Below are 13,100 nucleotides of genomic sequence, written 5' to 3'. Positions count from 1 at the left end.
TTTTATTATTTTAATTTTAAATTAATTTAAAATTAAATACAAGAAAAAAGAATACATTTACAAAACTTAAAAGTAAAAACGGTAAACAACTATGTATACTATTTTTGTAGGTGATAAACCTATAATTTTAACAACTTCGGTTAATAAAGAAACAGATTTTAAAGTTTTTTTATTAAAATCTGTAGACCTCACTAAGGTTATTCGTTTGTTAAATACTACAGATGTTAAAGCTGTTTATTTAGTTGGTAAAAACCCTAATAAATTATTAAAGCGTTTTTTAAAAAAATTACCTAATGTTATTGCAGGTGGCGGTAAGGTTTTTAATAAGGAAGGAAAAATTTTATTTATTTATAGAAATGACAAGTGGGATTTACCTAAAGGTAAGGCCGAAGCTAATGAAAGTATAGAAGAGACCGCAATGCGTGAGGTTCAAGAAGAAACAGGAGTTAATGGCTTATCTATTATAAAACCTTTGCCAACAACTTATCATATATTTAAACGAAATGAACGTTATAAATTAAAGATTACGTATTGGTTTGAAATGCAATCTACATTTGAAGGGGATTTATATCCTCAGATTAATGAAGGTATAACTAAGGTAAAATGGTTAGGTAAGAAAAAAACGAAAAAAGCTATGAAAAACAGTTATGCTAATATTAAGCTTTTAGTTTAAAAGGTTTTGTTGCTATAATTATAGTTTCCTCTTCAGAAAAACCAAATGTATTACCTGTTTCATAGCCTGTGTTTTTTAATTTAACCGTAAAACCTACGGATTCTAATCGAGATTTTAAACCTTTAATGGAATAGACTCTAACATGATCTTCTTGACCAAAATGTTGTAATCGATCTTCAGGTTTTATAATTGTGGTGTCTTCATAAATATCACCGTCTTTAAAAGGAGTTTGTATGTAACAAATACCATTAGGTTTTAAAATACGATATAACTCAGACATGGCTTTTATATCGTTATTAACATGCTCTAAGACATGATAACATATTGCAATATCAAAGGACGCATCAGGCTCGTCAATAGCTTCAATGTTTAATGTTTTGTCTGCTTCAAATTCACCTTGGTAGTCAGTACTTACATAATTAGAAGCATCACTTTGTTCTAATTTGTGTTTTAAAGCTAAGGTTGGTGAGAAGTGTAGAACGACTTTATTTTTAATTTCTGTGTTTATTACTTCCCAGAGTTGTCTTGTTCTTGATAGACTTCCGCATTTAGGGCAAATCATTAATCCATTTTTAGATGTTATAAACTTCCGCATTTTAAACTCGCATATATTACAACTATACTCAGAGCCTTTATAAAAAACAGCAACTACTTTTCTAAGTTTAGTTTTATGCTTTGCTATGAACTGTTTTGGAAAAACGTTATTAATAATTTGCTTTAAAAAGTTATACATACACCTTATTTAATCCTATAAACAGGATACTGCAAATGTGCTTTTTCGTAATGAGTTGATTGTTTATGTAACCAATCGAGTTGTGCATACCAATTTTTAGCGAACGCTTCGTCATAAGTTTTTTTAAGATTAAAATCTATTTGAAGTTTTGGGTTTGTAGCTAAAATGGCTTTTGCTTTATCTTCCCATACATAAGGCGAAAAACCTTCTTTTTGCTGTAAAATGGTGTCAAAAAAGTTCCAATTAAAAAAGGAATCAGGAGCTTGAGGCTCTAAGGTTTCAAGTAAGTAACGTAATGCGCGTTGATTTGTACTAACAATATAATCACCTGTTCTAAATGTTAAGGGTTCAGATGTAGCACTTACTTCTGTATTATAATGCAAATAGTGACCTTCATATGCAGAGCGTCTTGTATCATATTTAGAAATCTTATAAGACTCTACAGTAATCGTACTGTCATTTTTAAGTTGAGTAAATTCTACATTATTTAGTTTTAATAACTCTATAACATGATGAAATCCTTGAGGAATAATATATGCAGAAGGAATTTCAACTTCTAAACTAGACTTAAAATAATTTCTATAATTAACAGGTTTAGTAAATGGTTTTGAAGGATCATACTTTAGACGATTGCCACCTGTTAATTCGCTAGGAATTCTATTGCCTTCAAAGCCTTTAAAATTTAATGTTGAAGATAAGGTTGTATCTACAATCCATTGTAATGGGTAAGTTTTGCGCGCTGCTAAATTATTAAATTGCGCTTGTCTTAGTTTTGTGATTTCATCTCCTTTATCTTCAGTGATTTCAATTATACTTTTCATTAATTCATAAGTACCTTCAACTCTCAACTTGTATGGTTTTAGCATATGCGTTTCAACCATCATACCGAGTGTATTGAACAAAGTGGTATATCCTGTAGAATAACGTGGAGAATCCATAAATTGAGAGAAACCACGTTCTGGTACACTATTAAATACATTAACATAAGGAGTAATATCCCAAGACTTCTCTTCTAGTTTTTGCTCGAGTTGAGGCATCATTGTTGTATGAAGAAATTCGCCAAGTTCTCCTCCTAATTTGTTGTGTTGTGTAAACAAATGCGTTAACGTGTATTGATAATCGGCACCATTACTTACGTGATTATCAATAAAAACATCAGGTTGTACTAAATGAAAAATCTGAGCAAAAGTCCTTGCATTTTTTGTGTCTGCTTTTATAAAATCTCTGTTTAAATCGTAATTACGAGCATTACCTCTAAAACCATAAGACTTAGGTCCGTTTTGGTTGGTACGTGTTGTAGAATTTCGATTTAAACTTCCGCCAACATTATAGATAGGGATAGTAACCAAAACAGTTTGCTTTGGTGCTTCAATTTTACCGTGAACAATATCTCTAAAAAGCATCATTGTAGCATCAATACCATCAGATTCTCCAGGATGTATACCATTATTAATAAGAAGTATACGATTATCTTTCCTTAGCGTTTTAAAATCGAAATCTAAAGTCGGACTTAGCGTTACAATATGTAAAGGTTTACCAGAATCGGTTTCACCAATTGCCTGTATTGAAATCTCAGAATATATTTCGGCTAAGTCGGTATAATATTGAATGGTTTCTTGATAGGTCGCTGTCTCTAAACCTTTGCTTTTTTCAAAAACAGTAGTAAAATCGATATTATGACTAGAAGTATTACAACTAAAGAAAGAGATAGAAACAAAAAATAGATATAAATATCGCATTGAAAAGGGCTGTTTTGGCGGAATTAATTTATTATACGTAACCTAGTTTTCGTTCTGTTTTTTCTCCAACAAACTTTTGTAATTGCGCATCATATGAATTTATAATTTCATCAAATAGAAAATTAAAAAACGGATGATAAGATTCTGAATTTCCTTTTACAATTTCAAATTCTTTATCAGCATAAGCGTATTGAATAAAGTTTCTGTTTTCTTCATCTTTTCTAAATTTAAGATGTATCAAAATTAATTCTTCAGGAAGTGTTTCGGGAGATTTGCATACTGTTAAACCAATACCAAAATGCCAAAAATAATCTTGTTTTATAGAAATGGCATGAATTAAAGCAGGAGTTACTAATTCAAAACCATTTTGATCGTTAATTTTATATAGTGAAAATTGTGTGTCAGGTACTTCATAGTAGCTTTTTAATTCTTTTACTATTTCCATAGATAGAATGTGACAATCCGTTTTATAGGTTTCAAAATTATTTTGAGCATTACCATATGCGTTACATAATTGGTGGAATTTTGTGGTTTTCATAACTTAATTATTTATAGTGCTATAAAATTAATCATTCTAATGGCTTAATTGCGTATTGTTAATGATTTTTTAATACTTAAAACAGTTAAATTTGTTGTAGCGAATAACAAATTGAATAGATGCAACAGATTACAAATACTATTTTAATGATTCGTCCAGAAAATTTTAGGACAAACAAAGAAACAGCGATTAATAATTATTTTCAAAAAGAACTAGATTTAGATGATGCCGAAATAAATAGAAGAGCGCAAAAAGAGTTTGATGGTTTTGTTGAAAAACTGCGAGCAGTTGGTATTAATGTTATTGTAGAGAACGATGATGTTTCATTAAATGCTACTGATTCTGTTTTTCCGAATAATTGGGTGAGTTTTCACAGTAGTGGTGATATAGCAATCTATCCGATGTTTGCTAAAAGTCGTAGACGTGAACGTAGGGAAGATGTGTTTTTAAGATTAGAAGAAGAAGGGTTTAAAATAGAGAATATTATAGATTATACAGACGCTGAATCTGAAGGTGTTTTTTTAGAAGGTACAGGAAGTTTGCTTTTAGATCGTGTTAATCGTAAAGCGTATTGTGCATTATCAGCACGTTCGGATGAAGAATTATTTATTGAGTTTTGTGAAGATTTTGAATATACGCCTGTAATTTTCACAGCCAACCAAACTGTAGATGGAAAACGTTTGGCTATATACCATACAAATGTTATGATGTGTTTGGCAGAAACATTTGCAGTGATATGCTTAGATTCTATCGATGATAAAAAAGAACGTAAAAATGTTGTGAAGCATTTAAAGCAAGATGGAAAAACTATTATCTCTATTACAGAAGCGCAAATGCATCAATTTGCTGGAAATATGTTGCAGTTAAGAGGCGAGAATGATAAGCGTTATTTAGTTATGAGTAAAGCTGCCCACAATAGTTTAACACCATCTCAGATCAATGAAATTCAAAAAAGCTGTTCTATTATATCGAGTTCTTTAGAAATTATAGAAACATGTGGAGGTGGAAGTGCACGTTGTATGATGGCTGAAGTGTTTTTGCCAAAAACTTAATTAACTAGTTACTAAACATTAGTTAAAGCAGCTTTAGGTAATTCAATAAAGAATTTACTGCCGATATTTGGAGTGCTTTCTACCCATATACGACCTTTGTTAAGTTCGACTAAATCTTTACAGATCGTTAAGCCTAAGCCAGTACCTTTTTCATTTTCGGTACCAATAGTAGTAAAATTCTTTTTAGCGTTAAATAATTTTTTAATATTCTCTTCAGAAATGCCAATACCGGTATCTTCAACACTGATAAGTACTTTGCCATTGTAATCTTGATTGGATACCGTTATAACATCTCCTTTGCCAGTAAACTTAACAGCATTAGTAATTAAGTTTTGAATTACAATTTCTAACATGCTGCGATCGGCATAAACAAAATCGCGTTTAGATTCATCAATTAAAAGAATGCCTTTGTCTTCTACCTTTTTCTCTACTAGAGACATTTTAATATGAAAGACTTCCTGAATATTAAATAATTCTGGTTTTGGCTCTAAATTTTGCATTTGAGACTTAGACCAGTTTAATAAGTTAAATAATAATGATGAAGCATTATTAGCATTTTCACTTAATTCTGGGATTAACTGATTAAACTCTTCTTTTGTAATACCATCATCTTTTAGTAAATCTAAAAATGCTTTTATAGAAGAAATAGAATCTTTTAAATCGTGAGAAACAATAGAAAAGAGTTTGTCTTTAACTTGGTTTACTTCTTCTAACTGTTGATTTTGAGCTAACAATTTAGTATTACTAGAACTCAATTCTTTTACAGATTTACCATCTTTTGAGCCTTTTAAATAACTAAAAGTTAACAACGCAATAGTAAAAATTAAACCTGCTATTAATCCATATATAAGTAGTGTATTAGATTTTGAAGGTTTAGGTTCTGCGGTTTCTGGTATTATTATACTAGTTTTAGATGAAGAAGTGTTAGCTTCAGGTTTATTATTAATAGCTAATTGTTTTGCAACGGTTTCTTTATCAATCTCTGTTTTAAGATCGTAATATTTATTTTGCCAAAAAAATGCATTTTGATAAAACCCTCTAGAAGAATCTAACTTAACATGTAGTTTTAAATTTTTTAAGAGATGCGTTTTATGGTTTAATTTATTAGCAATATTATACGCTTCATTTAATTGCGTGAGTGCTAATTTTACTTTTTTACGTCTAATATTTAAGTCACCAGCAGCATTAAGAGAAATTAAAACTCCTAAATCATTCTTTTGTCTTCTGTTAAAACGAAGACCTTCTGCAATATATCTTCCAGCTTTATCGAGTTGAGAAACTTCTAGATACTCAGCACCTAAAATAGGAGTAATCTCACCACGCAAATCTTTATCTTCAGAATCTAAAAGAACTAAAACACGTTCAAAATTATCTATAGCACGACGGTGTTCATTTTTTAAGGCGTAAAGTATTCCTATATTTTTTAAAGATTGTTTAATGCCTTGTTTATCTTCAATTTCTTCCCTAACAATAAGTGCTTTTCTGTTATACTCTAATGCTTTGTCAAAATTACTGGTATTGAAATAAGCTTCTGCTAAATTATTGTAAGCTTTACTGAGTTCGGTGTTTAAACCTCTTTTTTCAAAAATTGAGATGGCAGAAAGTGAGTTCTGTAGTCCTTTTTCGTAATTACCACGCTTTATGTCAATAAGTCCCAAGTTGTTATTTACTTTGGCAATACCTAGAGTGTCTCTAATCTGTTGAAAATAAGTTTTTGCTGCATTAAAGTTATTTATGGCATTAGCATTTTCATCTTTCTCACTATAAATTAATGCTTTTAAGTAATTGCTTTCAGCAAGTCCTCTATTATTATTTAAAGTTTTAGATAATTCAGTGGTTTGATCTATAAATAATAACGCCTTTTCGTAATCCTTAATGAGATAGAATTCGTTTATAAGCAACAGTGAAGTCTCTATTTTGGTAGAATCTTGATTTTGATATGCAAGCCTAACAGTAAGACTATCGATTTTTGCATTCTGAGCAAAAGTCAATAATGATAGTAAACAAGCAGCATATGTTATCAATTGCTTCATTGGGCAATAGTATTACTGCGTAGTTTAGAGTTGAGGTGATTCCAACTTTCTGAGAGGGATTGTAAAAGTAAGTTCACGCAAAACATAAACAACAGTGTTAATGTTTGGTTTACAAGCGTCATAAACGTTTGGGACGTTAATTAATAGCAAACCAAAAATGGTTAAATGTAATTGCATTTGCTAATTTATGGGATTTAATGCTAAAAAATCAGACAAAATGAACGATGAAAATTGTGAAAAAAAAGACGTATCGATTAAAGGTAAAAATATCGGCAGAAATACACTTTCATCGACGAAATGCATATTGCTTTTATATTATTGATAATCAATACATTAAATTATATGTGATTGAGTTGTTTAGCAGCTTTAAACTTTCTTTAAATTAAGTGTCATTTTATGCTAAAAATTAATTGAAATAATAAGTTTGTTTTTCATTTTTCATAAGCCAGAAGATAAACAATAAAAACTCTATCTTTGCAGCCGTTTATTAATGTAAAGATTTAAGGCTAAATGCATCTTCAAAATACTATAGAATTACACGTTAAAGCGGCTATAAAATCGTTATTTCAGGCAGAACTACAATCGGTAGAGTTTCAAGCAACACGTAAAGAATTTGCTGGAGATATTACCGTAGTTGTTTTTCCTATGTTACGTGTAGTTAAAGGAAATCCTGTAGTTATAGGTGAGCAAGTAGGTCAGTATCTGGTAAATCATGTTGATGAGGTTAAAGCATTTAATGTGGTTAAAGGCTTTTTAAATATAGAAATTGATGATAGCTATTATATTAATTTCTTTAATACTATTAAAGCTAAAAACGATTACGGTTTTTCTAAACCTAAAACGAGTAGCAAAGCTGTAATGGTAGAATATTCTTCGCCAAACACAAATAAACCTTTGCATTTAGGCCATGTGCGTAATGTGCTTTTAGGTTATAGTGTATCCGAAATTATTAAAGCTTCTGGGCAAAACGTATATAAAACACAAATAGTTAACGATAGAGGTATACATATTTGCAAAAGTATGTTAGCTTGGAAACGTTACGGTAATGGAGAAACACCAGAGTCTACTGGGTTGAAAGGTGATAAGTTGGTTGGAAATTATTATGTAAAGTTTGACCAAGAATATAAAAAAGAAATTGCGGGTTTAATGTCTGAAGGTCAATCTGAAGATGATGCAAAAAAGAATGCTCCAATTTTAATTGAAGCACAACAAATGCTTAGAAACTGGGAAGCTGGAGATAAAGATACAGTTGCCTTATGGACGTTAATGAATAGTTGGGTTTATGATGGTTTTGATGTAACTTATAAAAATATAGGTGTAGATTTTGATAAACTATATTACGAGAGTAACACGTATTTATTAGGAAAAGAGTTTGTAGCTCAAGGCTTAAAGTCAGATGCATTTTTTAAGAAAGATGATGGTTCGGTATGGTGTGATTTAACAGAAGACGGACTAGACGAAAAAATTGTATTACGTAGTGATGGCACTGCAGTTTACATGACGCAAGATATTGGTACAGCTATACAACGTATTAAGGATTATCCCGATGTTGGAGGTATGGTATATACTGTTGGTAACGAGCAAGATTATCATTTTAAAGTTTTGTTCTTAATCTTGAAAAAATTGGGATTCGATTGGGCTAAAAATCTATTTCATTTAAGTTATGGTATGGTAGATTTACCAAGCGGCAAAATGAAGAGTAGAGAAGGTACTGTAGTTGATGCTGATGATTTAATTGAAGACATGGCGCATACCGCTGAAGCTATTTCTAATGAATTGGGTAAGCTTGAAGATTACTCAGAAAACGAACGAAAAACACTATACAAAACCATAGGTTTAGGAGCTCTTAAATATTATATTTTAAAAGTAGATCCTAAAAAACGTATTTTATTTGACCCTAAAGAATCTATAGATTTTCAAGGTAATACAGGGCCATTTATACAATATACTTACGCAAGAATACAATCGATTTTAAGAAAAGTGACTTCAGATAAATCTGTTGATTTTTCAGGATTGAAATTGCATGATAAAGAAAAACAGTTGCTTAAACAATTAGAGTTGTTCCCAGAAATTATTCAAAATGCAGCAGTGCAACATAGTCCGGCATTAGTTGCTAATTACACTTACGATTTGGTAAAAGATTTTAATTCGTTTTACCAGAATGTGTCTATTCTTGGTGCAGATACAGACCAAGAAAAAATGTTTAGAGTAACTTTATCTAGCGCTGTGGCTACAACCATTAAAAATGCATTTAGTGTTTTAGGTATTGCTGTGCCAGAGCGTATGTAAGTTTTAAAATTCGCCTTTATATCGCAAGGCTTGTTCTATATGCGCTAAATGATGATTACTATGCCAAGCGTAAACTCCAATAGTTTCTTCTAGAGAAAAATGCTTGTTGTGTTCTGGATGAATAAATTCTCGTTTTAAATCCTCTGAAGTTAGATTTCGTAATAGAATTCCCAATTTTGCATGAATACCTTTTATAATTGAAAGCGAACTATCAATAGAAGCACTGTAATCGATAAGTTGAGCCCAACGGTCTTCGTGGTAAAATTTAATTGTAGGTGTGTTTTCTGTTAATGCCCATTTAAACCGAATAATACTATTCATATGGCTATCTGCATAGTGATGTGTCACTTGCTTTATCGTCCAGCCTTCTGGGCGATATGAGTAATTTAATTCAGTTTCAGTTAAGCTTTTTGTTAGGGTTTTAAGAGATTGCGGAAGTGTTTCAATATCTGTAATCCATGTTTCTAATAAGTTAGAAGTTATCGTTTTTGGCAGTTCAAATTCGCCTATAGGATATTTTAATTTGTAGAGTTCTTGAGTTGTCATTAAGCGTATAATTTTATACACCAAAAGTACAGATAAAACGAATAAAAGACTTGTGTCATTTGGGTTTTAAAAATTTAGCCTAAAACTAAAATTAGTTGTAAAGTCTAAAGCAGTATTGTCGTTCTGAATTATAGTATCTGTGTCATCTAAAGTAAAAAATCGATTAATAATATTTTCTTTATTTAATAGGTTCCATATAGAAGCTCCAACTTCTGCATTTATAGTTTCGCTAAATTTAAAAGTATAAGTTGCTGATATGTCAGTACGTAAATAATCTGGGAGTCGCTCACTATTTGGAGCATTATACAATATACGATCAATAGATGTGTCTTGATTTTCTTGAGGAGAAGTAAAAGGCTTTCCTGTGCGCCAGTTAACACTAGCTGCTAGTTTAAAATCATTAATGGTATAGGCTAATGATGCATTAATGATATGCGTTAAGTCTATATTATTTGGAAATGTATTACCGTTATTTAAATCTTCAAATTCGTAATCATTCTCGCTGTAAGAATAGCTTAGCCATGTACTAAGACTATTAAACTTTTTGTTTACTAATAAATCAAAACCTTTAGCTTGATAGTTTCCGGTAGAATTAACAAATTGAAATTGATTCTGAAACCCTTGACTACGCGTCGTAATACCATCGACATTTTTTATATAAGCTTCAACATTAATTAGCCAACCTTTATTGCTATAGTTTAAACCTACAGATAGCTGATCGCTTTTGATAACAGGAACAGTATCATCATTAGATAATTGCCATCGTCGTTTTTCTATACCAAAGAAATCTTGTTGTAAATCTATAATCTGTGTAATGGTTTGGCTTTTAGTCTCTGCAAGAATTTCCAATCTAAAATGATCTAAAAATTTTTGATTAAAAGCTAGACGTGGTTCAAAAATAAAATCTCCAAAATTTTCAAAATAATTACCTCTTAAGCCTATACGTCCGTATGTGTTTTTTGAGTTTGAAGTAAATTCAGCTTCACTATATAGCGCATGGGTTCTAACAACTTCTTTAATAAAACTTCGAAATCTAGGATTAGAGACATCTTCTAAATTAGAAACTCCGATTTCATTATATTGATATCCAGAGTTGAGATTAATATTTTTATCTACAGCTTTTAAGAGATCAAAACGAATGCCTATATCTTCAACTTTATTTTCTTGTAATAACTGTTGATCTGCAATACTATTTTCACTAAACGCATCAAGGTTATATTTAGAAAAATAGATTTGAGTATTGGTTTCAGTGGATTTAGACCATTTTTTATTGTAAGCAATGCTAGCAGCATAACTCGATTGATCTAATTGACTTATAGTTTGTTGAGGTAAATTACCTCTATTACTAAACTCTTGATTGTAGTCTAGACGATTAAATATATTAATGATGTTAAATCTTAGTTTAGAGTCTTTATCAATATCATATAGAAATTTAGCATTAATATCATAAAAGAAAAACCGTTCATCTTGTTTTGCTCTTGGGTTTGAAGTTGCATTGAGTTCAGAATCTCTAAAAATACGATCGAGATATGCATCGTAAGTTGGTGATGATATTAGATCCGTAAATGATCGACGTGCAGATAATTGTAATTCTGTTTTTTTAGAAAACTGAATTTTAGTAAAACCATCAACACTTAACAAATTAGCCCCTAATCCGGCTTTATAGTTTTTATCTATTTCATTAGAATTTTCTATACTTATTAAGCTAGAAATACCAGAACCATATTTTGCATTCGTTCCATTTTTTGTAATAGTAACTTTATCAATTAAATACGGATTAAAAGCAGAAATTAAACCAAAAAAATGGCCAGTTTGGTACATTCTAATACCTTCATACAAAACAAGGTTTTGATCATTAGTGCCGCCTCTAATATTAATATTAGAAATCAATTCGTCTGCACTAGTAATCCCAGGTAAACTTTGTATGGTTTGAAGAATATCGGGTTCAATTAAGCCAGGTAATATTTCAAAATCTTGCGGTGCAATTTCTATAGTTCCATTTATAGATTTAGCTAAACCTTTAGTTAAATAATTCTGAATAATAATTTCATCTAAACGCTGTAAAGTGTAATCGTTTGGGTTTACTTTTTCTTGACGCTTTTCAACAGAGATAAACCTAGAATCTAAAGCATTAAAAATTAATTGGGTTTTATTTCTTAAGTAGTTTAATGCGCCTTCTAAACTTAAGTCAGCATTAGGTATTTTTAGTGTAATATCAGTAATTGACTTATCAGCATAAGAAAACCGAACATTATAACGCTGCTCTAATGTTTCAAGAATTTTACTCAAGGGAATATTGCCGTCTTCAACTTGTGAAAAGCTTAGAAGCGACAGATTAAAAAAAAAGAAAATTAAAATACTTTTTTTTAAGCTATTCACCTTTTAATATAATAGTTGTATTCGTTTTTATGTACGTTAAACCTAGAGGTAAGGTAATAGATTTTAATGCCAAATCTAAATCTTTGTGCGCAAAACTACCAGAGAATAATTGTTTGTTATCTACAGAGGAAGCATCTACAGTAATATTGTATTGACGCTCTAATTCGTTAATTACAAACTTCAATGGACGACTGGTAAAAGTACTTTCATTATGCATCCAGCTAGGTTGTAATTTATTTTCTTTTTCATTAACAATTAGTTTCCCATCTATATATGCAAATTTTTGTCCTGGTTTTAATTTGGTAGTATTACCGTTATAATTTACAGCGACAGAGCCTTCAAAACATGTTACTTCGAAATAATTATCTCTTTGTTTTACATTAAATTGTGTCCCTAAAACAGAAACAATACCGTCAGCAGTTTCAACATCAAACTTAGAGCCTTTAGCTACTTTAAAATAGGCTTCACCTTGTAGAGAAACCACTCTATTATCTGACCATTTGTTTTTGTTAAATGCTAAAACAGAAGCAGCATTTAAATTTACAGTAGACGCGTCAGGTAAATCAATAGCTATTTGTTGAGAAGCTATAGTTTGTATTTTGGTATCTAAATTATTGGTGTAGTAATAAATGCTAAATCCTATAAGTAAAATCGCAGCAATTCTAAGTAATGGTTTTAACCAAGGTGTGTTGGTTTTTTGCTTAACGTTTAATTGGTTTTTAATAGTATCGTAAGCTATTGAACTATCAAAAGAAGGAGCTTTAAAGCCTTCAAGTGATTGAGACATTTGTATTAAATCTTTATAATCATCTAAAGCCTCAAAGGCTTTTTGCTCTTCAGGATTGAGATTATGATCTAACCATTTTTCTATTAAGTCTTCTTTATTCATTATTCTATTAATTATCTATATAACATGTTAGATTTAAAAACTCCTACCTTTTTAATTGAAAAGTTGATAAGGGTAAGAAAAGAGGGATAAGTTATAAGGGATTAGTGAAAAAGAAATAGTTTAAAATTTAATTTCACCTAACACCTAACACCTAACACCTAACACCTAACACCTAACACCTAACACCTAACACCTAACACCTAACACCTAACACCTAACACCTAACACC

At 30.5% G+C, this 13,100-nt stretch carries 10 protein-coding genes; 3 read left to right on the top strand and 7 right to left on the bottom strand.

Features of this window, described 5'->3' with window-relative positions; genetic code table 11:
* Positions 1 to 91: 91 nt before the first annotated feature.
* Positions 92 to 673, top strand: a complete 582-nt coding sequence (locus K8Z87_RS08670; RefSeq protein WP_227477110.1) for an NUDIX hydrolase — start codon at positions 92 to 94, stop codon at positions 671 to 673.
* Here the strand turns inward: K8Z87_RS08670 and K8Z87_RS08665 are convergent.
* The 3 genes from K8Z87_RS08665 to K8Z87_RS08655 all read right to left on the bottom strand — a co-directional run bounded on the left by K8Z87_RS08665 (position 657) and on the right by K8Z87_RS08655 (position 3,683).
* Complete coding sequence (locus K8Z87_RS08665; RefSeq protein ID WP_227477109.1) at positions 657 to 1,268, bottom strand: class I SAM-dependent methyltransferase; 612 nt, start codon at positions 1,266 to 1,268, stop codon at positions 657 to 659. The genes K8Z87_RS08670 and K8Z87_RS08665 overlap by 17 nt on opposite strands.
* Before the next feature lie 143 nt (positions 1,269 to 1,411).
* On the bottom strand, positions 1,412 to 3,145 hold the full coding sequence (locus tag K8Z87_RS08660; protein ID WP_227477108.1) for a M14 family metallopeptidase: 1,734 nt from the start codon (positions 3,143 to 3,145) through the stop codon (positions 1,412 to 1,414).
* A 31-nt stretch (positions 3,146 to 3,176) separates the two neighbouring features.
* A complete protein-coding gene (locus tag K8Z87_RS08655; RefSeq protein WP_227477107.1) occupies positions 3,177 to 3,683 on the bottom strand; it encodes a hypothetical protein in 507 nt (168 codons plus the stop codon).
* A gap of 119 nt (positions 3,684 to 3,802) precedes the next feature.
* Here K8Z87_RS08655 and ctlX point away from each other — a divergent pair, with 119 nt between their 5' ends.
* Positions 3,803 to 4,735, top strand: coding sequence for a citrulline utilization hydrolase CtlX (gene ctlX, locus K8Z87_RS08650; RefSeq protein WP_227477106.1), 933 nt, complete (start codon positions 3,803 to 3,805; stop codon positions 4,733 to 4,735).
* Positions 4,736 to 4,746: 11 nt separating this feature from the next.
* Here ctlX and K8Z87_RS08645 read toward each other — a convergent pair whose 3' ends face one another.
* Entirely contained in the window at positions 4,747 to 6,768 is a 2,022-nt protein-coding gene (locus tag K8Z87_RS08645; RefSeq protein WP_227477105.1) for a tetratricopeptide repeat-containing sensor histidine kinase, read from the bottom strand.
* A 510-nt stretch (positions 6,769 to 7,278) separates the two neighbouring features.
* Here K8Z87_RS08645 and argS point away from each other — a divergent pair.
* Positions 7,279 to 9,057 (top strand): arginine--tRNA ligase, encoded by a 1,779-nt coding sequence (gene argS / locus K8Z87_RS08640; RefSeq protein WP_227477104.1) that lies wholly within the window; start codon positions 7,279 to 7,281, stop codon positions 9,055 to 9,057.
* A 3-nt stretch (positions 9,058 to 9,060) separates the two neighbouring features.
* Here argS and K8Z87_RS08635 read toward each other — a convergent pair whose 3' ends face one another.
* The 3 genes from K8Z87_RS08635 to K8Z87_RS08625 all read right to left on the bottom strand — a co-directional run bounded on the left by K8Z87_RS08635 (position 9,061) and on the right by K8Z87_RS08625 (position 12,871).
* A complete protein-coding gene (locus K8Z87_RS08635; RefSeq protein ID WP_227477103.1) occupies positions 9,061 to 9,603 on the bottom strand; it encodes a YfiT family bacillithiol transferase in 543 nt (180 codons plus the stop codon).
* Between the two features lie 66 nt (positions 9,604 to 9,669).
* Positions 9,670 to 11,892: a TonB-dependent receptor plug domain-containing protein gene (locus tag K8Z87_RS08630; protein ID WP_227477102.1), complete on the bottom strand. Its 2,223-nt coding sequence runs from the start codon at positions 11,890 to 11,892 to the stop codon at positions 9,670 to 9,672.
* 82 nt (positions 11,893 to 11,974) lie between these two features.
* Positions 11,975 to 12,871: a FecR family protein gene (locus K8Z87_RS08625; RefSeq protein WP_227477101.1), complete on the bottom strand. Its 897-nt coding sequence runs from the start codon at positions 12,869 to 12,871 to the stop codon at positions 11,975 to 11,977.
* Positions 12,872 to 13,100 lie beyond the last annotated feature (229 nt).

The sequence above is a fragment of the Winogradskyella immobilis genome, from assembly GCF_021887715.1.
GTDB lineage: Bacteria > Bacteroidota > Bacteroidia > Flavobacteriales > Flavobacteriaceae > Winogradskyella > Winogradskyella immobilis.
The sequence above is the reverse complement of the archived record's forward strand: the minus strand, read 5'-3'. Positions and strand labels throughout refer to the sequence as shown.